This is a genomic window from Paenibacillus sp. FSL R10-2736 (assembly GCF_038000245.1).
Lineage (GTDB): Bacteria > Bacillota > Bacilli > Paenibacillales > Paenibacillaceae > Paenibacillus_AQ > Paenibacillus_AQ phytohabitans.
The window spans coordinates 736801-761529 of sequence record NZ_JBBOBN010000002.1; the positions used below are offsets into that span (position 1 = coordinate 736801).

Consider the following 24729-nt stretch of genomic DNA (forward strand, 5'->3'; position numbering starts at 1 on the left):
CAAGGAGAAGCGCGGGACGCTTCTCCTTGAGCCACTTCAGTTCAAGCCTCTGTTAAGCCAAGCACTGTCGCTGCGAGTGTATCTCCCCGGCGCTCCAATGACGCTACCAGCGTCAATAGCTCTGCCTGCTTTTCCCGTTGCCGGGCCGTCCAGCTAAGCCGGGGTGAGGCTCCTGTCTTCCGGACTACAGCAGGATCGGCAAGGTTCTTATAAAAGTCTTCGAGCAGAGCAGCCATTTCAGCGTATACTCCGGCCATCTCCGACAAGGCTGTCAGCTCACGCGGATCCTGCACCAGCGGCAGAGATTCCTGCAAATAGGCGGCGGCACTTCTTCTGGCATCGGTCAGCGCCATCATGCAGAAGTGGTTGACTGAGAGCCTGCGGCTGTACGCTTCATCCTCCGCTGCAGCATACCACTGATGGTCCAGCAGTCCCTCGCTCCATACTTCCAGAGCCTTGTAGCCGGCTGCATAACAGCTGCTGCCTTCGGTCTCCATATGCATAGAGTTCAGCTTAATCCGAAGGGAAGCATACAGATTATCCAATGCAGAAGGGAGCGTGGTCTGTTCACCAAGACGGATAATCTTATAGGGCCAATGATCGACATGAAGGTAACCCTTGCTTACCTCCATATACATCTGGAATTCGGAGTCTGCTTCAAGCGCTTCAAAGGTCTCATCGTCAAAATAACTCCGGCACAGCAGGGTTAGGCCATCCTCCAAATATCCGGTAATCACTCCCCATTCAGGTGCCACCCTGAGATTAATGGCTATAGGCAGCCTGCCTGCACGAATATCCTCGAGAATTGCCAGCTTCTCGGCTGCGCGCTGCTGCGGTTCCAGCCGGTCGGCCTGGATGGCGTGTATTCCATAAGCCGTGCAGGCTGGCACGGAGTAGTCATAGACGACTAGCGCATCCGCAGAGCTGTAATCCCACACCGGTTCAAAAGCGGCCCTCCAGCATGCTCCTGAATAACCCATAACCCGCTCATAGGTTGTCTCTATCCCTCTGGCGGCAAGCGAGAGCGTCATTGCTCCTGCCCAGGAGCAGTCCATACCCCGGCCGAATCCCAGCCGGCTGATTCCCTCTACAATGCACTGCCGATCGGCAGGATCACTTTGGCAGAGAGAGGCCCGGTCCGGACTGTAATGAATCTGTTCGCCTTCTGCACAGCTTACGGCATGAATGCCTTCCGTGTTCATGTACACCAGCAGCAGGTAGTCATTGTCTTCATTGTCAATCAGACTCGGAAACAGCTCATGCGAGGCGGTGAAAGAATTCCACCGGAAATGCTCATAATGCTTCATTTTCTGTAAGACGCTGCGGTTCGCCTGTTCATTACCGTAATTGGCTTCAAGAATCTGCAGCTCATTGCCGCCGGAGACATAGCCGGTAGAATGAACATCTATCACCAAAAGCTGGTCCTTCAGCACATAAGTTGAATAGATTCCCGCTGGGGTCTCATAGGTAACGAGCAGCAGCTTTAGTCGGTCACCCTCTAAAGATTGGGGAAAAATCTGATCCCCGGCAATTAAGCTTAGGCGGTTCGAGGTAACAAATTGATTCACGAAATGAGTAACATCCAGCTCCTGCCGGCCATCCGTGTAGATGGCTGAGAGCACCACAAGCTCTTGAGGCAGCAGAATGCTGTCGATCGAGTGGCTTAATGCAGCGGATAGCAGGGGGAGGGTCGCCGTCTCCGGCAGGGATTTGCCGGTTTCCCATTTGGACACCGCCTGGGCGCTGACATGCAGCAGTTCCGCTAATTGTTCCTGTGACAAGCCTTTTGTTCTCCGGAGCGTGGCAATCCTTTGTCCAACCTTTTCGCTACTAACCATACAAAGTACAACTCCTATAATGGATTTCGACGTCGTAACTCTATTATAATCTGAACTCCTGATATGACCATTTATTGGAGTATAGGCCCGGAGATGGAAAAATCAACTGCAGGTTGATACACAGGATTTCTCTGGATGCCCGCCGGATGCTGCTGTTAAAGTACTCTGTTCCTGATTTCCGCTTTAATATGCATATTTTCCTATGATAAATATCTTGAACAAAAAAATAAAAAAACTCTTGTTCTTCCGGCGAAATCATGATATATTAATTCTTGCATTGCATTGAATCTTTTCTTTGCGGTCATGGCGGAATTGGCAGACGCGCTGGCTTCAGGTGCCAGTGATAGCAATATCGTGGAGGTTCGAGTCCTCTTGACCGCATACAGCTTTATACGTAGTGCAAGCGAAAGCTCTTCTTCCTGAAGGGCCTTTTTTTATTTAGAGGGTGTATAGGTTATCGGGGTCCCCGCAAAGTACCTGAGTCAACGTCCAAGCAATGACCTCACTTTGTGGGGGTATTTTATTTTTTGCGGAAGTTTCCCGCAACAAGTCTAAACATAAGAGAAGTGAATTTGTAATGGAGCCCAGCAGCAGTATGAAGCCCAGCCAGCGATTCCTTGAGAAGCATTTCTCCGGAGAATCCATTGACTATCGCCAGATCATAGCGTTATTCCTCCCTGTACTGGTGGACCAGGCCTTCGTGGTCGGGCTGAACCTCGTCAATACAGCGATGATCAGCTCCTCAGGGGTAGCAGCAATCAGTGCGGTGAATATGATAGATTCGCTGAATATTTTTCTGATCAGTGTGTTCATCGCCGTATCCACAGGGGGCACGGTCGTCGTAGCCCAGTACAAGGGAAGCGGCAACGAGCTAATGGTCTCCAAGGCGACCGCCGGAGCGGTGTCTTCCGTTTCTTTGATGGCTTTTTGTATCGCCTTATTCGGAATTGTGTTCCATGGCCCGCTGCTGCATTTATTGTTCGGTGCGGCTTCGCCTGAGGTGATGTCCAATGCCCGGACGTATCTGATCGGCAGCAGCTTATCCTATCTGGGGATTGCTGTGATGGAGGCGGTATGCGGCGCGCTGCGCGGCATCGGGCGGACGAGGGCATCGCTCGTACTGTCACTGATTATGAATTTCTCCTATGTGCTGCTGAACTTTGTCTTCATTAACGGGCTGCATATGGGTGTGTTCGGAATGACCATTGCCATTAATATATCGCGGTATCTTGCGGCCGCCTGCTCGCTGATCTATCTCTTCCGGCTGGACAGCAGCCTGCATGTGAAGATCCGTGACCTGCTGGTGCTGAACTGGACGATGCTCCGGAGAATTATGTCGATCGGCCTGCCGTTTGCGGCGGAGCAGATGTTCTTCAACGGCGGGAAGATTCTCACGCAGATCTTCATCGTCAGCCTGGGCACCTATGCGATTGCTACCAATGCGATCAGTTCTACGCTGGCGGGAGTGATGCAGATTCCGGCGAATGCACTGTCCCTGACGCTGATTACGGTGGTCGGTCAATGCATAGGAAGCCGGAATGTCAAAGATGCGCGCAAATTCGTGAAGTCCTTCCTGTGGCTGTCTTCGGCCTCTTTTATACTGATGGGACTGCTGATCTTCCCGTTATTCCATCCGCTGGTATCGATGTTCCATCCGCCGCAGGAGATTGTACGGGATATCTTCATCGTCTTCCTGATCAACTCGCTGGCCCAGATTCCATTATGGTCGATCAGCTTCATTACCCCTTCGGCGCTTAGAGCGGCGGGTGATTCCAAGTTCACTTCGATTGTGTCCATGCTCTCAATGTGGCTGTTCCGCGTAGTGCTCGGATATATTCTGGGGATTGTGCTGAACATGGGGATTATCGGGGTATGGCTGGCAATGAACTGTGAATGGGGGATACGCGGCTTCATCTTCATACGGCGTTTCCTCGGCGAGAAGTGGCTGCAGCACAAGGTCATTTAAGCCAAACCTGTCCCGAGCATCCGCTAAAAATAAAACAAGAACCCATTCTCCGCGTTCAGGCGGAGGATGGGTTCTTGTGCATAAGTACAGGCCTTGCGTTACCGGTAATATAATGTGCGGCTGCAGCCTATCCCTTAAGTCCGGTAGTCGAGATGCCCTCGACGAAATACTTTTGGCAGAAGAAGAAGAGCAGTACGCAAGGAACGATGCTGACAACCGACATTGCCAGAACTTGATTCCACGACACGGCAGAGGAGGCATCCAGCGAGAGACGCAGTCCCAGGGATATGGTGAATTTGCTCACGCTGCTGATATAGATAATCGAGTTGAAGAAGTCATTCCAGGTCCACATGAACTGAAAGATCCCGACGGAGAAAATAGCCGGCTTGCAGAGCGGAAGCAGCACCCGGGTGAGCACGGTGAAGGAGTTGCAGCCGTCAATTGTTGCCGCCTCATCAAGGTCGCGCGGCAGCCCGCGGATGAACTGGATCATCAGATAGATGAAGAATGCGCTGGTGGCGAAGGCGGCGGGAATGATGAACGGCAGATACGTATCCAGCCAGCCCAGCTTGTTGAACAGGATGTACCGCGGAATCATCACGGAGGCGTTCGGCAGCATCAGGGTAGCGATCATGACGGAGAAGAGCAGGGTCTTCAGCGGGAAGTTGAACCGGGCGAACCCGTAGGCTACCAGCACGCTGGACACGATGGTGAAGATGACGGTTGGAATGACAAGCTTCAGCGTATTGATGAAGAAATCCTCAAACCCATATTGCCCGGTCCCCTGCCAGCCCAGCTTATAGGCATCCCAGACATAAGTCGTCGGCAGCAGCCGGCTAGAGCCGAAGATATCGGCATTGGTCTTGAAGGAAGAAGTGAACAGCCAGATCAGCGGGTACACCATAACGAGGCCGAGGACAATCAAAAAAATATAGTTAAGCCAGGAGTTCTTCGAATCATGCTGCAGTTCTCTCATTGTTATTTCCCTCCGTCCTCGTAGTGTACCCAGCCGCCGGATGATTTGAAGATTACTGCGGTGACGGCCATGATGATTAAGAACAATATCCATGAAAGCGCTGAGGCGTAACCCATCTTGAAGAAAGTGAAGGCCTCCTCATAGAGCTTCAGCGCATATAGATAGGTGGATTTCATCGGTCCGCCGTGGGTAATGACGAAAGCGCCTGTGAATTCCTGGAAGGCATTGACCATCTGCATCACCAGGTTAAACAGCACAATCGGAGTCAGCATAGGTACGGTAATGCGGAAGAACATGCTGAACCGGGAAGCGCCGTCGATGGAACCGGCTTCATACAGATCATTAGGAATCTGCTGGATACCGGCCAGAAACAGTACCATGGACGAGCCGAACTGCCATACAGTGAGCAGCCCCAGTGTGTATAGGGCAATGTCCGGACTGCCGAGCCAGTCGACTGGTCCAAGATGAAGCCGGGCCAACAGGCTGTTGACGACGCCCTCTTTCATGAATAGGAAACGCCACAGGACTGAGATTGCCACACTTCCTCCCAGTATGGAGGGCAGATAATAGACCGTTCTGAAGAAGTTGATCGCTTTCAGCTTGGCGCTGAGCAGCATGGCGACGAACAGGGCGAAGGCCAGCTTGACCGGAACAGCCAGCAGCACATAAATGCCGGTTACCTTCAGGGATTGATAGAAATCGGGATCTTCTGTAAAGATTTTATGATAATTGTCCAGTCCGACCCACTTGGGGGCGCTGACCATGTTGTAATCGGTGAAGGAGTAATACAGGGACGAAATAAACGGATACAACTGAAAGATCAGCAGGCCGATCAGCCAGGGCAGGATGTACAGGTAACCAGCATACTGATAGTTTCTTCTAACTTTGATTTTACGCCGGCCGGACTTCGGTATCTTGTTTAGAATGGATTGCGGTACAGACACAGCAGGTTCTCTCCCTTCCTATGGGGCGGTTATTCTCTGTCTTGTAGGTCTTTCAGCTTGGAGGTCAGGCTGGCAATCAGCTCATCCGCCGCCTGCTCCGCATTCGATTTGCCGTAGCTAACCTTCTGGACGATATCGTCCATGATTTTCTGTACTTCAGAGTTATTGGCAACGGCATTATCGACTAGTCCTGCATGGCTAAGGCCCAGCTCAACGGCATTGGTGATGGCGGCGTCAATCTTGCCGGCCGTAACGGCTGCTTCCTGTGAAGCCTTAACCGGTGGTACAGAGCGGACATCCCCGAGAATGGCTGCTGCCCCGGGATCATTCATGAACCAGCTCAGGAACTTCACAGCTTCGGTCTTATGCGCGCTGTCATTGCTGACAGCGAACAGCTGCGAAGGTCTGACCAGCACGCCGGAGTCCTTGGCATCCTTGGCAATTACGGGAAGAGCGGTAATGACCTCGGTGCCTTCCGGCAGTACAGTCTTGAGGGAAGGCAGGATGCTGCTCATCGATGGAGCAATGGGAATCTCCTGATTGATCCACTTCGGATTCTGATCGATTTTGCCGAAGAACAGATCGCTTTCACCCAGCGGCTGATAGACACCAGCCTGCATTGCCTGATAGAGCCAGTCGAAGCTTGCCGCCGCATCCTCTTTGGTGAAGCCCAGCGTGTAATCCTCCTGGACCCACTGCTTGCCGGTGCGCTGCTTTAGCATTGTGACCATATCCTGACGCAGTGCGGCATGGTCGGTCAGCAGGAGATATTTCGAGCTGTCCTGTGCATGCAGCTGCTTACCGGCCTCAAGGAGGGAATCCCAGGTCCACTGGGCAGCGGAATCCACATTCAGCTTATCGGCCAGTGACTTGTTGATGATCAGGCAGTAGGCGTTAACGCCTGTAGGCACAGCGGCCAGCTTGCCGTCATACATGCCGTAATTGTCCAGGAAGCCCTGGTCGAAACCGGAAGCATCGAATTCCGGCTGCGCTTTCAAGTCGACGAAGAAATCGCCTTTCTTGGTCAGCTCCTGCAGCCACGGCAGATCAAGCTGCATGATATCGGCCGAGGTTTTGCCGGCAAGCTGGGTCTTGATCTTCTGCTCGTAGCCGTCAAAGCCCTGGTATTCTGCCTCAATGGTTACACTCGGCTCAACCTGCTTGTAGGCCTCGATTGCGGCCAGCGTTGCGGCATGGCGGTCTTCGCCGCCCCACCAGCTGAAGCGCAGCGTCACCTTCTCTTCTGCATTTGCGGCATTGCCGGCGTTTGTACTGGTGTCCGAAGCGGATTTGCCGGAAGAGCAGCCGCCGAGGAGTGAAGCGAGCAGCAGAGATGCCAGGCCCATGGCCCCCCATTTGTTTCTTTTCATGGTCATTCTCCTTTGAATGCTTTAGTGTAAGCGCTTTTAATTATAAGATGCCTGAGGGGCTTTTATAAGGGAGCCAATCTTAGATTAGGGTATCATTTTCCGCGTGAATTAGAGGGGAAGGTGTCCTGATGTTGTGAAAGGAATCATTTCTTCAGCAGTTTAATTCATCATGCGAATGGCCTGCAATATGCTCCTGACGTTCTGATATACTGAATGTAAGCAGTTACATTGAAACTGCATTGCAACCAGGGAAGGCGGGCGGCGGGATGTATAACCTATTGATTGTGGATGATGAAACGGAGACGCGTGAGGCGCTTTCCAGTTATTTTCCGTGGAATGAGATCGGATTCCATATCATCGGCCAGGCCGGCAACGGACGCGAGGCGCTGCGTTTCATTGAAGGCGAGGAGCGGGTGGACATTGTGCTGACTGATATCAAGATGCCTGTAATGACCGGGATTGAGCTGGCAGAGGATCTATATAGAAGCAAACGGGATATCAAGGTAGTCTTCCTGAGCGGATACCGCGATTTCGAGTATGCCCAGCAGGCCCTGCATTACAGGGTCAGCAATTATGTGCTTAAGCCGGCGAAATACCATGTGCTGCTGGATGTATTCGTCAAGCTCCGGGAGGAGCTGGAGGCAGGGAATGTGGAGAAGGAGCGCTCAGCGGCAGAGGATCTGCAGGGGAGCGATGAGAGCTTCATTATCCGCCAGATCAAAGACTATGTCACAAGCCATTATCAGAATGCCTCACTCGAACAGGCGGCCCGGCTGGTCCATATGAATGCCAACTACCTCAGCTTCTTTTTCAAGCAGAAGACGGGCCAGAATTTCTCGGACTATGTGATTCAGCATAAAATGGAGGTAGCCGCCGGACTCCTGCAGGACATGAGCTTCAAAACCTATACGGTCAGTGAAATGGTCGGCTACAGCAATGCCAAGAACTTCACCCGCACCTTCAAGAGCTATTATGGCAAAACACCCAGTGAATACCGGAACGGTCCGGCCGCCCCATGAGAGAAAAGTATTTCGTCAAGCAGCTGGCCATCTTTCTGATTCCTTTGCTGATTCCGGTCATTATTCTGGGCTCGCTCTCGATGTTCTCCGCCCAGCGCGATATCAAGGCAGATATCAATCAGAACAGCAGCTTTCTGCTGCAGCAGTCGAAGACCCAACTGGAGATGATCCTGAATGAACTGGACACGCTGTATCTTGCCCTGTACGATAACGCCGATATTTTTAACGAATTGTCCGCTGTACTTAAGAACCCCTCGTATACCTACGAGAGCTCAAACACGAACCGGATTATCTCCAGTTTCCTGAATGCATTTACAAGCTCCAAGCCCTATATCCAGTCCTTCTATCTGTATGTCGATAATCCGTACAACCGGTTTCTGTCCTCCGTAGACGGGCTGGTGACGCTGGATCATTTCTATGATACCGACTGGTACGGGCAGTTCAGCCGATATGAGGGACCCCCCGCGAAATGGACGGCAAGGCGCGAGCTGAAATTCTATTCCTTCGAGACGAAGCCGACTGCAGTGGTAACCTTCTATAATGTGCTGGTACCGCGCAAGATTGCGATTATTCTCAATATCCGGCCCAAATACATTGAGAGTCTGCTGAATGACATTACCCGTTATCCCACACAGCAAATGTTCGTGCTTGATGAGAATAGCCAGGTGATCTTCTCCAATGGGCGCGGGGAGCTTCCGCAGCATGCGGAGCTACTGAAGATTGCAGAGCAGCCGGAGTCCTTCTTCGATATGGACACACCGGCAGGGAAGGTAAATGTAACGAAGGTGGAATCCGAGCGCTACAAGTGGAAGTACGTATCGGTTATTCGCCATTCAGAGCTCTACAAAACGCCGTCACGCATTCTGTATTACACACTGGTGTTTGTGGCTGTCTCTGTAGTCTGCGGCTTTCTGCTGACCTTCGTGCTGATCCGGCGCAACTACAAGCAGCTTAAGATGATCAGGATGATGATCAAGGCTGCCGATGACAGCCATTTGCTGCTGAGGCCGCCCGCCAAGGTCAAGGACGAGTACTCCCTAATTGTCCAGAATATGATGACGCATTTCATCGAACACCGCTATATCCGCACCCAGCTGCTGGAGAAAAAGTATCGTCTGCAGGTAATGGAGCTGCTGGCGCTGCAGTCCCAGATTAATCCCCATTTCCTGTACAACACGCTGCATTCCGTCTATTGGGAGTCAGTTGCGCTGACCGGTAAGCCTAATAAGGCGAGCGAAATGATCGAAGATCTCTCGGATATTCTCTCCTACTCCTTCAGCAATCCTACAGGAACGGTGACCTGGGAGAACGAGCTTGGCAACACTATCAGCTACGTCAATATTCAGAAGAAGCGCTACCATGACAAATTCGAGTGTATCTATGAATACGACGAAGAGCTTGCCCGTCTGTATACCTTCAAGCTTGTACTGCAGCCTTTGCTGGAGAACAGTATTTATCACGGAATTAAGGAAAAAGCGGGTCCGGGTCTCATTAAGGTAAAGTTCGTGCGCAGAGGAGAGCAGCTGTCGCTCAGTGTGACCGACAACGGTATAGGCATGACCGCGGAGCGGGTGCGTGAGGTCCGGCACCGGCTGGATGCGGATGAGGAGCGGACGGAGCATCTCGGACTCTACAATACGAACAAAAGATTGAAGCTGACGTACGGCTCTGCCTATAGCCTGAGTATCCGCAGCAAACCCGGATGGGGGACCAGGGTAGAGCTTGTGGTGCCCTGTGTCTGGAATGAGGCTGAACTGTCGGGCCGGGAGCGGAGTGATGTCTCATAAGAAAAAGGCGTGCACTCCGGTTTGGGCCGGGAGGCACGCCTTTTTCTATAAGTCCAGCGGGGAGGGAAGACGGCTGGGCGGCTACGCCTTCCAGATATCGTCAACCTTCACCGGCTGGCCGGTCTTGATAGAGCGGTTGGCGGCAATGCCGGTCATGATCGACATTGCGCCGTCCTTATGCGAGGCTGCGCGGTTGAAGCGGTCTTCCTGCTTCTTGTCAAAAATATCACGCAGCAGCACCGGATCGCCGCCGCCGTGTCCGCCTGCGCTGCTCTCGAACTCCACGCGGTAAGGCTCTTTGAAGTGCGGATAGATCATGATATTCACGCCTTCCAGCGCGCCTTCGTTTTCTTTTTTGCCGCCGGAATTAACGTAGGACTGCTCGGTAATGCGGACCTCCATCCGTCCCTGTGTGCCGTTGAAGACGATGATGAAGCCTTCCCACGGCATATACGCGTTAAGCGAATAGTTCATGACCGTCTTGTTCTTATACTTGACCATAACATTCATCGTATCTTCGATGCTGATATTGTCTCCGAAGACGCTCTGGTCGCGCTGGTAGCCGTCTTCATGCTCGGCATCCAGATACATGCTCTTCAGGTGCTCATTGCGGTCCAGATGGAGCGCGAACGGGTCGTTCTCGGCAGCCTTGCTGCCGTAGGCACGCTGGTAGAACTCGGTGATGCCGCGTTTCTCGGCATTCTCCTTGCCGTAGAAGCGCAGATCGCCCATCGCGAACACGGTATCCGGCTGTGAAGCCAGCCAGAAGTTCATCAGGTCGAAGTGATGCGTTGATTTATGCACCAAGAGGCCGCCGCTGTTCCGCTTATCGCGGTGCCATCTGCGGAAATAGTCCGCCCCATGCTGGGTGTTCAGCAGCCATTCGAAATTGACGGACAGGATCTCGCCCAGCACGCCGTCCATAATGACCTCGCGGATCTTCGTGTTATGCGGCGCATAGCGGTAGTTGAAGGTGACACGAAGATTCTTGCCGGTACGCTCGATGGCATCGAAGATCTCCTGGCATTTCTCTTCGTCAATCGTCATCGGCTTCTCGGAAATGACGTCACAGCCAAGCTCCATTGCGCGGATAATATACTTGTGATGCGTGCGGTCAATTGTGGTTACCAGTACATAGTCAGGCTTGGTTTCGGCAATCATCCGGTCGAAATCTTCGGCTTTGTAGGTAGGCACCTCATGATAGCCGTATTTGTCAGTCAGCATATGATTAGCGAAATTCATCCGCGTCTGATTGACATCACAGATAGCGACCAGCTCGGACGTTTCGTTGTAAACGGTAACAAGAGCGCCGTAGAAAAATTCGGCCCGGCCACCGGTGCCGACGATTACATATTTCTTTTTGGACAAGGGGATCACTCCATTTACTTGGATTTGATTCTATTTTATAGTATAGGAAATGCAGAAAGTGAACGGTATTTAGTCTGTTTAGCCGGAAAGTATGCATATCTTATCCTCACAGGAGGCCTGGTGCAGAGTGGAGCCCATCTTTCAGATCGAGCAGCTCAAGCGGAGCGGATATTTCAATATGGACATCGACCACTTCCATGATTTCTACGAGATTTACTATCTGCTGTCCGGGGAAAGGCATTACTATATCCGCAACCGCATTTACGCGCTGGAGGCCGGAGATCTTGTATTTATTAACAAAAATCATCTGCACCGCACAACGGGCGGAAACCACCAGCCGCATGAGCGGGTCCTGGTCAGCTTCAGCGATTCCTATCTGGAGCCAGTGGCCCCGGAACAGAACTGGATGAATATCTTCGGCGGGGAGAGCTTTCTGCTGCGGCCTACTGCGCATGAACAGGGAGTGATTGCTGATTTGCTCCACGCCATGCTGGGGGAACAGAAGGAGGCTAAGCTGTGGGGCGGTGAATATACCAGGACGCTGCTGCTGCAGCTGCTGATCCAGCTGGAGCGGATACGCAAGGCGAAGCCCGCTCTGGTCTCTCCCGAACAAAGCGAGGGGCAGCGCCGGGTGTATGGCATCATTGAATATCTGGATGCGCACTACGGCGAGAAGCTTACCCTTGGCGGGATTGCCGAGCAGTTCTTCATCAGCTCCACGTATTTGTGCCGGACGTTCAAGCAGACGACAGGCTTTACAATTATCGAGTACCTGAATTATGTCCGCATCCGCGAGACGAAGACGCTGCTGACGGAAACGGACTGGCCGATCACCCGGGTTGCAGAAGCGACGGGCTTCGACAGCATTGCTCATTTCGGGCGGATGTTCAAGGGAATTACGGGGCGCTCTCCGCTGCAGTACCGCAAGCAGCACCGGGCATAACCAGGAGCTTCGAATTTGATAGAGTGTAACCGTTTTAATAGTCGGCAGCAGATTTGTGGAGCAGTATAGAGCGTGTACTAAGATAATGCAGTGTAATCCAGAGGCGAAAGGATCTGAAGATATGGAGAAGAATCAGGAGTGTATGTACTGTATGGAGGATGAACGGCGGGACAACCTGATGATTGAAATCTGCGAGCTGGGGGTTTCGACAGTTTTTCTGTTCAAGGAGCAGACGTATAAGGGAAGATGCAATGTGGTTTACCGCGATCATGTAAAAGAGCTGTTCCAGCTAACCGCAGACGAATTGTCCGCATTCATGAAGGAGGTTGCGCAGGTAGCCGCAGCGGTGGACAAGGCTTTTGGGCCGGACAAAATAAACTATGGCGCTTACGGCGACAAGCTGCATCATCTTCATATGCACATTGTTCCGAAGTATGACGGGCAGGCGGACTTTGGCTCCACCTTCCAGATGAATCCGGGCCAGACCTATTTGACGGATGAAGAGGTTCAGGAGATGATCGGGAAGATTAGGGCTTATCTGCAATAAACACTTCAGTTCAACATTGGAGGGGCCAGCCTTAACTGCCGCTCCTATAAATGAAGGTATTCCTGGCCCCGTAATGGCTTGGAATGCCTTTTTTATTGAGCCAGCTGTACCAGATTCTTGATTATATTTGTGACACAATATTACATTTTTTTCTATCCTTTGGCCCAGGATCTGCTATATAATATTAGAGTTAAAATACAAATATTGGGGTGTCATATGAAAGTGAGAACAATAAGTATCTGGTTATCTGCGGCTATGCTGGCGTTATCGGTGGCTGGATGCTCTTCGGGGAAATCAGGCTCCGCAGGAGAGAACACGGAGAAACTGAAGACAGAGATCAGCAAACTGCAGGAAGAGAACAAGCAGCTGAAGGCAGAGAATGACAAATTGAAGGAAGAAGCCTCTGTGTTACCTGTAACTGCAGCAGGAGAAGCGGAAGCCGTGGAACCCTCAGGCGAAGAAGCCGGTACTGCAGTGGCGGATGCAGGGGATGATCAAAAGACAATGGTGAAGGGCACACCGCTGGTGATTGATGGGATCGGCGAGTATACTATTACGAAGACCTCTTTTGCCAAGAAGGTTATACCATCCAAGCCAGGAAGTTTCTATACGTATTATGAAGCTAAGGAACCGGGTACAACCTATTTGGCAATCACTTTACAGGCGAAGAACCTGGCCGGAGAAGCCATGGATGCGGATGCTGTAGCAGATGTAAAGGTTAAATATGATAACAAATACGAATATAGCACCTTTTCCACCATGGAAGAAAACGGCGGAGAAGACTTCACTTATACCAGTATTTCCGAAATTGAACCGCTCAAGAATGGTACTCTGGTCTATCTGGCTGAAGTTCCTGACGAAGTAGAGTCGGGCAGCAAGCCGCTGTATGCGGATGTCACAATTGAAGGCGAAATGTACCGCTATATCATTGTAAAATAATGCAAAAGCCCGTTCCAGCCGCAATGGTTCATTTGCGGTCAGCACGGGCTTTTTATATGACTTAATACATGACTTAATACTTTATAAGACAGAAGCTGCGGGGACCTCTTGCCCGAAGAATGCCGGCAGATACTCCTTATTCGCTTCCAGCATCTCATCCAGCATAGCGATAGCCACTTCGACAGAAGGGACAAGCGGATGGTGTGCCAAAGCTTGAATAGCCAGGCTCCGGTCTCCGGTAACGGCAGCGTCGATGGCGAGCTGCTCGTAGGTCTTGACCGCATGGATCAGCCCTTTGGCCATCGGCGGAATCTTGGTTAGCGGCAGGGGCAGGGGGCCGGTCTTGGTAACGACACAGTTGACCTCGATGCTGGCATCATCCGGCAGGAAGTCGAGGATGCCGCGGTTCGCAACATTCAGCGTCTGAATGTCATTGGTACCGTTATACAGCGAGCGCATCAGGTTGACGGCAGCCTCCGAATAGAAAGCTCCGCCGCGCTGCTCCAGCTGATTCGGCTTCTCGTTAAGCTCCAGGTTGCCGTAGATTTCAAACAGCTCTTCCTCCACACGCTTGACGACTTCAGCGCGGTTCTCGCCTTTTGAAGCCGAGGCCTGCTGCTCTTCAAGCATCGCATCCGTCATATAGAAATATTTCAAATAATAGGATGGCAGGGCACGCAGCGATTGCAGGAACTCGGGGTTCCACTCGCGCGCCGGAACATTCTTCGCGCTGTAGCCAGCGGTGTCTTCCAGCATCTCATCCAGCTTGTCTTCACCCTCCACATCAATGCGGGTGATCCAGTGCAGGTGATTGAGGCCGACGAACTCGGCATAGATCCGGTCTGGGGCGGCATTATATTTGGCGGATACCTGCTTAATCAGACCAATCGGGGCATTGCAGAGGCCGATGCTCTTTACCTTCGAATACCGCAGTACTGCTTCGGTCACCATACCTGCCGGATTGGTGAAGTTGAGCAGCCAGGCGTCCGGAGCCAGCTCCTCGATATCACGGCAGATGTCGAGGATGACGGGGATCGTGCGCAGCGCTTTCAGCATTCCGCCGGGGCCGGTCGTTTCCTGGCCGATCACGCCGTATTTCAGCGGAATCGACTCATCGCGGGCGCGGGCATCCAGCATTCCGACGCGGATCTGGGTGCTGACGAAGTCGGCACCTGCAATGGCCTCGCGGCGGTCGGTGGTGAGACGGACCTCTATAGGAAGGCCGGATTTCTCGACCATCCGCTTGGCCAGAGCGCCTACGATGTTCAGTTTATGGAGGCCGGCTTCAATATCCACAAGCCATAGCTCCCGGACCGGAAGCTCCTTGTAATGCAGGATGAAGCCTTCTACGAGTTCCGGGGTATAGGAAGAACCCCCGCCGATAACGGCGATCTTAAGACCTTGGTTAACTGCCAAGATGAATCACTCCTGTCTTGTTGTTGTGGGGATATGTTCAAATTCCTGAAAGGGACGCATTTGCTCATACATTTCATGGCTTATCGTGATGCCGTCACTCTCCAGCGCCGACCAGAGGGCGCCGACGACTGGCTCCGTAGTTAAAGTCACTATAGACGCACCCGGAGCCGCTTCACGCACAGCCTGTTCGATCGGATCGCGGATCCAGCCGCGGTCGCCCCGGGTCAGCAGGCTTCCGGCCAGCACTACATCAAAATCATCGTTCTCCATGCCTAATCTATGGATAACGGCGGCTGCCGCCTTGCCCAGTTCCACGCCCTGACGGTGCAGGATGGCGAGCGCCGCAGCATCACCTTCGGCAGCTGCCGGGAAGAGCAGGCGGGCGGCATCCAGCGGCACATGTTTGCCGTGATCCAGGAAATCATTGTACATGTCATCCACCTGTTCATAGCCGAGCAGCTTCAAGAGCGGCCCGGTCATGAGGGTTGCGGCCTCCCGGCCGTCCCAGGCGCGGATGACCGTGCGGAAGACCTCGATATTCAGTGCGCCGCCGCCGCCGAAATCGCCGTACATATAATCGAAGCCGCCGCACTGAAAGTGCTGGCCCTGCGGGTTGCGGCCGGCTGCGTTAGTACCGGTGCCGCAGATCAGGGCAACCCCGTAGGGGCGGTTTGTACCCGCCCGCAGGCCGATCATCGGGTCGCCGCTGATCGTATATGCAGTAAATCCGATGCCGCGGATCATCGGATGAAGGATCTCATAATCGGTCTTGCGGTCGGCCCCGGCAAGGCCCAGGTACGTATGCCTGATATCCTCCAGCCGGAGCCCGGCTTCAGCCAGAGCGGCAAAGGCTGCTTCGCGGATACTTGCCGCGGCCTGCTGCGCTCCGGTCTGGTGATTTCCGTTGCCGCCCCTGCCTTTGCCGAGGATATGGCCGTGTTCATCGCTTAGCAGGGCGTAGGTTTTGCTGCCTCCCCCATCGATCCCCAAGTAGTAAGCCAATGGTCGTCACTCCTAAAGTTTTGATAGCCTAACCTTCTTCGGTGTCCACTTCGCAAAACTCGCCTCGGAAGCATATGCTTAGTTTTGATAGCCTAACCTTCTTCGGTGTCCACTTCGCAAAACTCGCTTCGGAAGCATATGCTTAGTTTTGATAGCCTAACCTTCTTCGATGCCCACTTCGCAAAACTCGCCTCGGAAGCATATGCTTAGTTTTGATAGCCTCACATCATCAGGATTTCAGCGTAGATTCCCGTACGATCAGCTCCGGATCGATCCGGATGTTCGAGCCGCGCTTCATCTCGCCACTTAGTCTGCGCAGCAGCATATCGGCTGCCGCCACTCCGATCTTGTCCGCCGGCTGGCGCAGGGTGGTCAGATGCGGCCGGAGCTGGGAAGCAATATAGTGGTCGTCATAGCCGACCACTGCGACTTCGTCAGGCACCCGCACCCCCGCTTCCATCAGGGCGTTGATGACGCCGAGAGCGATATTGTCATCCCCGGCGAACACGGCTGCCGGAAGCTTGCCCGCTTGCAGCCAGCGTCTCGCCGTGCTGTAACCCATCTCGATCTCGAATTCGCCGGAGACGATTTCGAACGGGGTAATCCCCCGGTCCTGCAGTGCCTGCTGGAAGCCGGCGCGCCGTTCCCGCGTGCTGCGGAACATTTCCTGCCCGCAGATATGGGCGATGGAGGTATGCCCCAGCTCCAGCAGGTGGCTGGCCGCGGCATATCCGCCTTTGAAGTTATCGATGGTAATCGAGTACGTATCGTTCTCCGGCAGCTGATTGTCAATCAGCACATAAGGGATACCCCGCCGTTTCAACTCCATGATATAATTGTCTTCTTTCATAGGCGAGAGCAGAATGAGTCCGTCTACGCGGTCTTCCTGAATCAGATAGTGGTTCTCGTCCGAGCCGATGCCCGTAGAGATGGAGATTGCCAGGAAATAACCATGCAGGGCAAGCGTCTCATTCAGCTCTTTGACCACCGCATCGAAGAAGGAATCCTGAAGTGTCGTTACAATCAGGCCGATGATGCCGGTCTTGCCGCTGGCCAGACTGCGTGCAGCTGCATTAGGGCGGTAATCCAGTTCTTTGATTGCATCGAGCACCTTCTGGCGGTTGTTCTCCCGCACAGACCCGGCACCATTTAATACCCGCGATACGGTGACCACGGACAGCCCTGATTTTTTGGCTACATCAAAAATACTTACTTTCATCTCAAACGCTCCTTGCGGCGGATTTTCCGGTGCTAGTATCTATCTTCAGTATACAGGGAGCGCCGGAGTTCCGCTAAACGTATAATTGCCTATGCCGCCGCTGCCGCTTTATCTTTTGATAATCTCCGTTACTTTCTTCTGAATCACCGGCATAACCTCTTCCAGCGTCTTGTGTCCGGTCTCGACAGGCTGCAGCTCATTAATGAACATGTCGTTGATCTGCGAGTAGTTGGTGATCAGATGGTTGTAGGATTCATACCCGTATTTGACCGCACCCTCGTAGACCTTCTTCACATCCTGCGGGTCAATCCCGTCGAAATGCTTGTAATAAACTTCAGCGGCTTCAGTGTTGACCGGCGGATTGCCTCCGCTCAGCTCAATGGACTTCTCCTGGACCTCGGTGGTCATCAGGTATTTGATCCATTCAAAAGCTTCCTTCGGATGCTTCGAATCCTTCAGAATCAGCAGCGGATCGACGAACAGGGTGCTGCGCACCTGCTCATTTCCGCCCCATGGCACTGCGGCTACGCCGATTTTGAACGGAAAATCGTTAGCCCCTGCGAGGTTCCAGGAGCCCCCGATGGACATGCCGATCTTGCCCGCAACGAACGGGTCGCCGTTCTGTCCGGCTACGCTTTTGCTCCACTCGGAAGTTGGAGACACCTTATCCTTGAAGACAAGGTCGAACAGCTTCTGGTAAGCGGCAATGACCTCAGGGGAGTCGAAATGCGTCTCGGAAGGAACGCCGCCGTTGGTCCAGGTATCCTCGGAGTAAGGCTCTGCCCCGAAATACAGCGGCCGCATATCCCGCTCCGCCCAGGTGAAGTCTACGCCGTATTGCATTTTGGCGATATCGTCAGAGACGATCGTCATCTTCTTGGCATCCTCAACCATCCGCTCAAAAGTCCAGCTCTTATCTTCATAGTCGCTTGGCGGATAGGAGACACCTGCCGCATCGAACATATCCTTGTTGTAGAGCATCAGGGTGACATACATATTGACCGGTATGCCGTAGGTATGGCCGTTCACCGTGTAGATCTTCATCAGATTCTCCGGGATGTTATAGTCCTCGGCCTTGAACCCGTCTTCCTTAATGAGGTCGGTCAGGTCGAGCAGCATGTCTTTGTTATAATACTCGGCGAAACCGCCGTATCCGTAGTGGCTCGTAACATCCGGGGAATTGCCGCCGGCAATCAGCGTCTGCAGCTTGCTGTCAAACTGCTCGTAAGGTGCTTTCTCCACCTTAACCTTGATATTCGGATGCTCTTTCTCGAAGTCAGGAATCAGCTTCTCAATGAATGTGCGGTCCTCCGAGTCAATCGTATAGTGGGATATTGTCACCTGTTCACCGGACCCGCCGGAATTCCCTGCTCCGCTGTCCCCTGCTGCGACATTCCCTGCTGATTTGCCGCCGCCGCAGCCCGATACAGCTACCATTGCTGTCAGAACTGTTGTAAGCAGGACGGCCGGCCTCTTGCTCTTCATGATCTTGTTCATTGTCCAATCCCTCCATGATTTCAAGTATTGTGGACCCGGATTACTTAATGCCTGTCAGCACAATGCCCTCCACAAACTGCTTCTGGGCGATAGCGAACAGAGTGACGATCGGAACCATAGCCAGGACCGAGGCGACCATCAGCAGATGCCACGGCGGAATGCGGAAACGTGATGAGGTGAGCGAGGCCATGCCGACCGGAAGCGTGAATTTGTCCGACGAGCTTAAGTAGAGCACAGGGGTCAGCAGATCATTCCAGCTGTAGATAAAAGCAAAGATCGCAACGGTCGCCAGCGCCGGTGCAGACAGCGGAAGCGCGATGGTCCGCCACATCCGCAGCTCGCCGCAGCCGTCAATCCGTCCGGCGTCGAACAATTCCTCGGGCAGTGTAGAGAAGAACTGCCGCAGCAGAAAGATGTTGTACGCCGAGCCGAAGAAGGCGGGCACGATCAGCGGCAGGAAGGTATCGATCCAATGCATTTTGGAGAACAGCACGAACTGCGGAATCATAATCGCCGGATAAGGCAGCATCATCGTGCTCAGCAGCAGGATGAACCAGAAGTTGTTGCCGCGCCCCCGGTATCTGGCGAACCCGTAAGCGACCAGCGCCGAAGAGAGCAGGGTGCCGAAGACGGAGAGGCCGGCGATAATCAGGCTGTTCTTGTACAGTGTGCCGAACTGTAGAGTCTCAAAAATATCGGTATAATTGCTCCAGGCCCAGCTCTCCGGCAGAAAGGTCGGCGGAAACTTCAGCATTTCCCGTTTCGATTTCAGCGAGGTGGAGACCATGAAGAACAGCGGCAGCAGCATGAGGAATGTGGTGATTATCAGTGTGATGAAGCTGGCGATTTTAACAGGATCAGCTCTCCGGCGCAGCCGGGAAGGCGGGCTAAGCGGGCGCGCGGCCTTAACGGTACTCATCGGCGGCTGCCTCCTTCATAGTGGACGTAACGGTTAGACAGCTTCATAATAACGGCGGTGAACAGCATGACGACAATTAGCAGGACCCAGGCGAGCGCGGAAGAGTAACCGGCCCGGTATTCCTTGAAGGCACTGGTATACAGATTGTAGACGTAGAACCAGGTGGAGTAGTTAGGCCCCCCTTGGGTCATGACGAAGGCTTGCGTGAACACCTGGAAGGAGTCGATCAGACCCATAATCAGCTGGAACAGCAGGACTGGTGAGATCATCGGCAGTGTAATATTCATGAAAATGCGGAAGCGTCCTGCCCCGTCCAGGTTAGCGGCTTCAATCAGGCTGGCCGGGACCCCCTGCAGACCTGCGAGGAAGAGGATCATGCCGGAGCCTGCTGTCCAGAAGGACATGATGATCAGGGCATAGAGCGCCGTATCGGGATTCATCAGCCAGGCCGGGCCGTGGATGCCGAACCAGGAGAGCATATAGTTGAAGAGGCCGATCTGCGGGTTGAAGATCCAGTACCAGAGGAGCGACATCGCAACGCCGGAGACCATGCTCGGGAAATACATCGCTGTCCGGAAGAAGCCGCGCCAGGGGATGGTCTGATGCAGCAGCAGGGCGAACCCGAGACCAAGCAGTAATTGCACCGGCACGCTGATGAAGGTATATCTTAGGGTGACTTTCACGGACCGCCAGAACAGCTCGTTATGGAACATCTCCGTGTAGTTGGCGAGACCGATGAACTTGGGCGGATGAATAATGTCATAATCGGTGAAGCTGTAGTACAGCGACGACAAGATAGGATAGAGGGCGAAGATAAGGAAGCCAACCAGCCATGGGGAAATGAACAGATACATGTAGAACGTCTGCCGCCGGCTCTCACTCTTAATCACGAACACACCAGCCTTTCTTTCTTAAAAGTATAAGCGCTTTAACTTTTAGGGTAAATAAAAGTCGTTTAATGCTATTTTAAATAGAATAAACAAATAATAAGTTTAACCGCTTTAACTTTTAGTTCGCCCTGTTGCACTAATCATAGTGGATGGAACGGAAATAATCAACAGTTATTTCTTTAATAAAGCGCTACCAGTCAATAAATATAACAAGGTAAAGGGGTTTGTTGCTGAAAATGCAGAAAATTTCATTGCGATCACGGATATTGCGTGAGGTAAAGTTACATATACGGAGGGTTTGAAGATTGAATCTGAGTCTGTTAGCTCTATATTCCATAAGTCTACTGGAAGTGATGTTATGTATTCTTCGCATGAAAGAATCGATGGTGATTCCGGGAAAGTAATTGCGTCCGGCCGCCCGGCCACAGCAAAAAGCCGCCCGGCATGGCCGGGCGGCTCTTATTCAACTAAGGTATGGGCAGGCGGCTGCTCTGCTTAAGTCCACTGATGATCGCCGGACAGATATTTCTCGGTCAATACGGACAGCAACTGAATCCCTACTTCATTCTGTCCGCCTTCCGGAATTATCAGGTCAGCGTATTTCTTGGACGGCTCGATAAAAGCTTCATGCATCGGCTTAACCGTGGTCAAGTATTGGGTATGGATCGAACGGATCGTCCGGCCGCGTTCCTCGATATCGCGCAGTACCCGGCGAAGGATACGTACATCGGGGTCGGTATCCACGAATACCTTAATGTTCAGCTGCTCGCGCAGCTTCTCGTCGGAGAGGACATGAAGCCCTTCAAGAATGACGATATTGTTCGGTGCAAGCCGAACGGTCTTCTCGGTCGAGCGGGCATGGACGGTAAAATCATATACTGGGGCAAATGCGGCTTGTCCGGCTTTCAGACAATCTAAATGTTCAATCAGCAGTTCCGTATCAAAGGCCAGCGGGTGATCGTAATTAATCGCACCGCGTTCAGCCATGCTGAGGTAAGAATGGTCTTTATAGTAGTTATCCTGAGATATGAACGTCACTTTGTCAGATCCAAGACGGTCAATAACGGAGCGCGCTACCGTCGTTTTGCCGGAACCGGTCCCGCCGGCGATACCAATAATAAGCATGGTGTTTTTATAAACCTCCCTAAGCGATTGCCTTTGCAATTCCAATATTGTAGCACAGCGGTCAACTTATTTCACCTTGGATCAGGGGAATATCATGTGAACTTTCAAATAAATCGGGTATTTTAGCGAAAAATGATATAATTTCAAGTATTCGTACAGATCGAGCATATTTAAAGGGAGAGGATTAGCGGAATGAATGAGCAGAATGCTTTACTGGAAGCTTTTAACGGGACAGAAGTGCAGCTGGCAGGCCATGGGAAAAGAGGGATATCCGTGCTGAAAGAAGCACTGGCCGGAGTGGAGGATCATCTCGCTGCTGACTTGTATGGGTCAGGCGCAGTAATAGAGGATTTCCAGGCGGAGATGGCCGGGGTGCTCGGCAAGGAAAGCAGTGTATTCTTCCCCAGCGGCACGATGGCCCAGCAGATCGCCCTGCGGATCTGGAGTGACCGCAAAGGCAGCAGAAGAGTGGCCTATCACCCGCTATGCCACCTGGAGATTCATGAGCAGGACGGGCTGAAGGAGCTGCATCATCTGGAGCCGCTGCTGCTGGCAGATAAAGACCGCCTGATCACACTGGATGATGTGAAGAATATGGGGGCGGGTATTGCTTGTCTGCTGCTTGAGCTTCCCCAGCGGGAAATCGGCGGGCAGCTGCCGGAGTATGCCGAGCTGGAAGCTATTTCGGCCTATTGCCGGGAGCAGGGGATCATTCTTCATCTGGACGGGGCGCGGCTGTTCGAAGTGCTGCCATACTACGGCAAGACAGCTGCCGAGGTCTGCGGGTTGTTCGACAGCGTATATATTTCCTTCTACAAAGGCATCGGCGGAATTGCCGGAGCGGTTCTGGCCGGAAGCCGGGAATTCACGGAGGAGTCGAAGATCTGGAAACGGCGCCATGGCGGTGACCTGATCAGTCTCTATCCGTATATTCTGACCGCTAAATATTATTACGGGCAGCGGATCGGCCGGATGGCCGGGTATTATGAGCAGGCCAAGGAGCTGGCTGCCTTATTCAACAGCTGCCATAAGGTGTCTACGCTGCCGGAGGTGCCGGTCTCGAACATGTTCCATGTACATTTCGCGTTATCCAGGGAGCAGCTTGCTCCGGTATTGATTCAGGTGTACAAGGAATCGGGAATCGGGCTGACACCGCGGTTGAAAGAAACAGGAGAAGCTTCATGCTCGTATGAGCTGAACATCGGGGATCTTTACAGCGGAGTGTCCAAGCCTGCGCTGGAAGAAGCCTTCCGGCTGCTGGATAAGCTGCTGCAGGAAATCTAAGGCGGGCAAAAAGAAAAAGCAGCTTCCTTATAGGGGGAAGCTGCTTTTTGTGTGGAGAGTTACATTTTCCATCTAGCCGGTCTGTCCCGTTAACGGTTCATCAGCGCCCGTACGAAGGAAACGCGGAGCAGCTGTTTTTTCATCAGCTTGGTGCGGAACTGGCGCTTCAATTGATTGTAGGCCTGAGGAGAGTGGTTGCTCGCCCAGCTGTACATGAACTTGAAGTCGCTGTGGCTTTTGGCGGAGTTCATCAGGTAGTAAGAGATCGTATCGTAGACGTTATGGTTGAACCACTCATTCATTTCCGCCTTGCTGTAGCCGAAGCGCTCGATGGCCATATTGCGGATGTTGCGCTTCTCCTCCAGATTCTCAATCAGGAACGACTGGCTGAGATTGAAGGTGATATTGTTGCCGTGAATCCGGTACACGCCCGCCAGTGTATCAATAAACCCGGCATCGCCGATCAGCAGCGCACGCAGGTATATGGAAGCATCGTTGACCATACTCATATTCAGAATATCCATGCTCATCAGTGCCTCACGCTTGAATATGGCGGTTAAAGTTGATGCCGGCTTGGGATAGTTCTTCCGCTCGAAGTTCATGAAATAGTCGTGTTTGTCCGTGACGGGACTCAGCCCCAGACTGGAGATGGTGAGCTTCTGCGACTGGGAATACTCCAGGAATACGTTTGCGGCGACAAAAGACAGCTCCGGATGCAGCCGGTGAACCTTAACGGCTTTGGTGAAATAGCTGCGGTCAATAAGATAATCATCATCGTCCAGGAACAGGATGAATTCCCCGTCGCCATGTGCGGCCAGCGCTCTGCGGCGGTTATTGCCGGGGCCGCTGTTGGTCTCATTCTGCATGAAGATGACGCGCGGCTCTGCTCCGAAGGTAGCGTTCATCATCTCCTGCGTACCGTCACTGGAGCAATCGTCAATGACGATAATTTCGGTATGCGGATAATCCTGCCGCAGAATGCTGTTCACTGCCTGCTGCAGGAAATCTTTTCTATTATAAGTGGTAATAATTACACTGACCTTCGGATGGCTTGCGGAACCGGCGTCCAGGTTGAGTGTAGACTCCTGCGTATCAGGCCCGCTGCTGCTGAGTGCGGCAAGCCCCTGCATGAACCCGTTAATTTCATCGATCTGAATATTAAATTGAGTGCTGACATAATACTGGAGCGCGTCATCCGAAGCCCGGCCTGCCAGAAAGGCATCCAGGACACCGATGAGCGTCTCCAGATGTTCTTTGATTCCGGCATCACTCTCGCTGCTGCTGATATTCCTGGCCTGGCGGATCAGCTCCTCACGGGTCAGCCCCCCGGCGGGCGGATGATGAATATCGTCACTCAGCTGATGCAGCAGATGCAGTCCTGCTTCATGTAAGTCCCCGCGGTGATCCATAATCAGTCCTCCTAAGTTTTGTGAGCGTTGCTTCACTGAATATCCTTCGAACAAAACAACATCGGAAGCATAGGCTTAGTTTTATGGAGCAATACTTCCAGGCTCACTTCGCAATAAAACTCGCTTCGGAAGCATGGGCTAAATTTTGTGAGCTATACTCCATTGAATATCCTACGAACAAAATAACTTCGGAAGCATCAGCTTAGTTTTATGGAGCAATGCATCCTGGTTTACTTCGTAATAAAACTCGCTTCGGAAGCATGGGCTAAGT

Annotated in this window: 20 protein-coding genes and 1 tRNA gene; 8 read left to right on the forward strand and 13 right to left on the reverse strand. The window is 52.7% G+C overall.

What is annotated here, in order from left to right; translation table 11 throughout:
- Nucleotides 1-41 precede the first annotated feature (41 nt).
- A complete protein-coding gene (locus NSQ73_RS31410; RefSeq protein ID WP_340990071.1) occupies nucleotides 42-1838 on the reverse strand; it encodes a helix-turn-helix domain-containing protein in 1797 nt (598 codons plus the stop codon).
- A 297-nt stretch (nucleotides 1839-2135) separates the two neighbouring features.
- Between NSQ73_RS31410 and NSQ73_RS31415 the strand changes: the two genes are divergently transcribed.
- Both NSQ73_RS31415 and NSQ73_RS31420 read left to right on the forward strand, forming a co-directional pair.
- Nucleotides 2136-2219 (forward strand) — tRNA-Leu (locus tag NSQ73_RS31415).
- A gap of 214 nt (nucleotides 2220-2433) precedes the next feature.
- Entirely contained in the window at nucleotides 2434-3804 is a 1371-nt protein-coding gene (locus NSQ73_RS31420; RefSeq protein WP_340990073.1) for an MATE family efflux transporter, read from the forward strand.
- Between the two features lie 127 nt (nucleotides 3805-3931).
- Here NSQ73_RS31420 and NSQ73_RS31425 read toward each other — a convergent pair whose 3' ends face one another.
- Genes NSQ73_RS31425 through NSQ73_RS31435 form a run of 3 tightly spaced genes read right to left on the reverse strand, consistent with a single transcriptional unit; the run spans nucleotide 3932 to nucleotide 7094 of the window.
- On the reverse strand, nucleotides 3932-4780 hold the full coding sequence (locus NSQ73_RS31425; RefSeq protein WP_171716341.1) for a carbohydrate ABC transporter permease: 849 nt from the start codon (nucleotides 4778-4780) through the stop codon (nucleotides 3932-3934).
- A gap of 2 nt (nucleotides 4781-4782) precedes the next feature.
- Complete coding sequence (locus NSQ73_RS31430) at nucleotides 4783-5724, reverse strand: carbohydrate ABC transporter permease (protein ID WP_340990074.1); 942 nt, start codon at nucleotides 5722-5724, stop codon at nucleotides 4783-4785.
- Nucleotides 5725-5753: 29 nt separating this feature from the next.
- The gene (locus NSQ73_RS31435; protein WP_340990075.1) at nucleotides 5754-7094 is read right to left on the reverse strand and encodes an ABC transporter substrate-binding protein; all 1341 of its coding nucleotides are present in this window, start codon (nucleotides 7092-7094) and stop codon (nucleotides 5754-5756) included.
- 266 nt (nucleotides 7095-7360) lie between these two features.
- Between NSQ73_RS31435 and NSQ73_RS31440 the strand changes: the two genes are divergently transcribed.
- Nucleotides 7361-8113, forward strand: coding sequence for a response regulator transcription factor (locus tag NSQ73_RS31440; RefSeq protein WP_171716339.1), 753 nt, complete (start codon nucleotides 7361-7363; stop codon nucleotides 8111-8113).
- On the forward strand, nucleotides 8110-9900 hold the full coding sequence (locus tag NSQ73_RS31445; protein WP_340990077.1) for a cache domain-containing sensor histidine kinase: 1791 nt from the start codon (nucleotides 8110-8112) through the stop codon (nucleotides 9898-9900). Before NSQ73_RS31440 ends, NSQ73_RS31445 begins: the two co-directional genes overlap by 4 nt.
- An 81-nt stretch (nucleotides 9901-9981) precedes the next feature.
- On the opposite strand, the gene NSQ73_RS31450 is transcribed toward NSQ73_RS31445, so the two are convergent.
- The gene (locus NSQ73_RS31450; protein WP_076243451.1) at nucleotides 9982-11268 is read right to left on the reverse strand and encodes a Gfo/Idh/MocA family oxidoreductase; all 1287 of its coding nucleotides are present in this window, start codon (nucleotides 11266-11268) and stop codon (nucleotides 9982-9984) included.
- A gap of 127 nt (nucleotides 11269-11395) precedes the next feature.
- Between NSQ73_RS31450 and NSQ73_RS31455 the strand changes: the two genes are divergently transcribed.
- From NSQ73_RS31455 to NSQ73_RS31465, 3 genes are all read left to right on the forward strand, one after another.
- Nucleotides 11396-12211, forward strand: a complete 816-nt coding sequence (locus tag NSQ73_RS31455) for an AraC family transcriptional regulator (RefSeq protein ID WP_340990079.1) — start codon at nucleotides 11396-11398, stop codon at nucleotides 12209-12211.
- A 121-nt stretch (nucleotides 12212-12332) separates the two neighbouring features.
- On the forward strand, nucleotides 12333-12758 hold the full coding sequence (locus NSQ73_RS31460; RefSeq protein ID WP_340990081.1) for an HIT family protein: 426 nt from the start codon (nucleotides 12333-12335) through the stop codon (nucleotides 12756-12758).
- Nucleotides 12759-12980: 222 nt separating this feature from the next.
- Nucleotides 12981-13697 carry an FtsB family cell division protein gene (locus tag NSQ73_RS31465; protein ID WP_340990083.1) on the forward strand — a complete coding sequence of 239 codons (717 nt, stop codon included), beginning with the start codon at nucleotides 12981-12983 and terminating at the stop codon, nucleotides 13695-13697.
- Nucleotides 13698-13778: 81 nt separating this feature from the next.
- Here NSQ73_RS31465 and NSQ73_RS31470 read toward each other — a convergent pair whose 3' ends face one another.
- The 7 genes from NSQ73_RS31470 to udk form a co-directional block, all read right to left on the reverse strand.
- Complete coding sequence (locus NSQ73_RS31470; RefSeq protein WP_340990084.1) at nucleotides 13779-15113, reverse strand: 6-phospho-beta-glucosidase; 1335 nt, start codon at nucleotides 15111-15113, stop codon at nucleotides 13779-13781.
- A 6-nt stretch (nucleotides 15114-15119) separates the two neighbouring features.
- Nucleotides 15120-16115 (reverse strand): N-acetylglucosamine kinase, encoded by a 996-nt coding sequence (locus tag NSQ73_RS31475; protein ID WP_340990085.1) that lies wholly within the window; start codon nucleotides 16113-16115, stop codon nucleotides 15120-15122.
- A 229-nt stretch (nucleotides 16116-16344) separates the two neighbouring features.
- Nucleotides 16345-17334, reverse strand: coding sequence for a LacI family DNA-binding transcriptional regulator (locus NSQ73_RS31480; RefSeq protein WP_076243454.1), 990 nt, complete (start codon nucleotides 17332-17334; stop codon nucleotides 16345-16347).
- Nucleotides 17335-17442: 108 nt separating this feature from the next.
- A complete protein-coding gene (locus tag NSQ73_RS31485) occupies nucleotides 17443-18831 on the reverse strand; it encodes an ABC transporter substrate-binding protein (RefSeq protein WP_340990087.1) in 1389 nt (462 codons plus the stop codon).
- Nucleotides 18832-18871: 40 nt separating this feature from the next.
- Nucleotides 18872-19750, reverse strand: coding sequence for a carbohydrate ABC transporter permease (locus tag NSQ73_RS31490; RefSeq protein ID WP_340990089.1), 879 nt, complete (start codon nucleotides 19748-19750; stop codon nucleotides 18872-18874).
- A complete protein-coding gene (locus NSQ73_RS31495; protein ID WP_047013715.1) occupies nucleotides 19747-20604 on the reverse strand; it encodes a carbohydrate ABC transporter permease in 858 nt (285 codons plus the stop codon). The genes NSQ73_RS31490 and NSQ73_RS31495 overlap by 4 nt, the downstream gene beginning before the upstream one ends.
- 531 nt (nucleotides 20605-21135) lie before the next feature.
- A complete protein-coding gene (gene udk, locus NSQ73_RS31500; protein ID WP_039296931.1) occupies nucleotides 21136-21765 on the reverse strand; it encodes a uridine kinase in 630 nt (209 codons plus the stop codon).
- A 192-nt stretch (nucleotides 21766-21957) separates the two neighbouring features.
- On the opposite strand from udk, the gene NSQ73_RS31505 reads away from it, so the two are divergent.
- Nucleotides 21958-23049 (forward strand): threonine aldolase family protein, encoded by a 1092-nt coding sequence (locus NSQ73_RS31505; RefSeq protein WP_340990092.1) that lies wholly within the window; start codon nucleotides 21958-21960, stop codon nucleotides 23047-23049.
- A gap of 89 nt (nucleotides 23050-23138) precedes the next feature.
- On the opposite strand, the gene NSQ73_RS31510 is transcribed toward NSQ73_RS31505, so the two are convergent.
- Nucleotides 23139-24458, reverse strand: coding sequence for a glycosyltransferase family 2 protein (locus tag NSQ73_RS31510; protein WP_340990094.1), 1320 nt, complete (start codon nucleotides 24456-24458; stop codon nucleotides 23139-23141).
- Nucleotides 24459-24729: the final 271 nt, after the last annotated feature.

Excerpts from the sequence above, each read along its gene's own strand:
- NSQ73_RS31505 (WP_340990092.1), top strand. The coding sequence starts at position 21,958 with ATGAATGAGCAGAATGCTTTACTGGAAGCTTTTAACGGGACAGAAGTG.
- NSQ73_RS31410 (WP_340990071.1), bottom strand. The coding sequence starts at position 1,838 with ATGGTTAGTAGCGAAAAGGTTGGACAAAGGATTGCCACGCTCCGGAGA.
- udk (WP_039296931.1), bottom strand. The coding sequence starts at position 21,765 with ATGCTTATTATTGGTATCGCCGGCGGGACCGGTTCCGGCAAAACGACG.
- NSQ73_RS31495 (WP_047013715.1), bottom strand. The coding sequence starts at position 20,604 with ATGTATCTGTTCATTTCCCCATGGCTGGTTGGCTTCCTTATCTTCGCC.
- NSQ73_RS31490 (WP_340990089.1), bottom strand. The coding sequence starts at position 19,750 with ATGAGTACCGTTAAGGCCGCGCGCCCGCTTAGCCCGCCTTCCCGGCTG.
- NSQ73_RS31480 (WP_076243454.1), bottom strand. The coding sequence starts at position 17,334 with ATGAAAGTAAGTATTTTTGATGTAGCCAAAAAATCAGGGCTGTCCGTG.
- NSQ73_RS31460 (WP_340990081.1), top strand. The coding sequence starts at position 12,333 with ATGGAGAAGAATCAGGAGTGTATGTACTGTATGGAGGATGAACGGCGG.
- NSQ73_RS31485 (WP_340990087.1), bottom strand. The coding sequence starts at position 18,831 with ATGAACAAGATCATGAAGAGCAAGAGGCCGGCCGTCCTGCTTACAACA.
- NSQ73_RS31420 (WP_340990073.1), top strand. The coding sequence starts at position 2,434 with ATGAAGCCCAGCCAGCGATTCCTTGAGAAGCATTTCTCCGGAGAATCC.
- NSQ73_RS31435 (WP_340990075.1), bottom strand. The coding sequence starts at position 7,094 with ATGAAAAGAAACAAATGGGGGGCCATGGGCCTGGCATCTCTGCTGCTC.
- NSQ73_RS31445 (WP_340990077.1), top strand. The coding sequence starts at position 8,110 with ATGAGAGAAAAGTATTTCGTCAAGCAGCTGGCCATCTTTCTGATTCCT.
- NSQ73_RS31440 (WP_171716339.1), top strand. The coding sequence starts at position 7,361 with ATGTATAACCTATTGATTGTGGATGATGAAACGGAGACGCGTGAGGCG.
- NSQ73_RS31510 (WP_340990094.1), bottom strand. The coding sequence starts at position 24,458 with ATGGATCACCGCGGGGACTTACATGAAGCAGGACTGCATCTGCTGCAT.
- NSQ73_RS31425 (WP_171716341.1), bottom strand. The coding sequence starts at position 4,780 with ATGAGAGAACTGCAGCATGATTCGAAGAACTCCTGGCTTAACTATATT.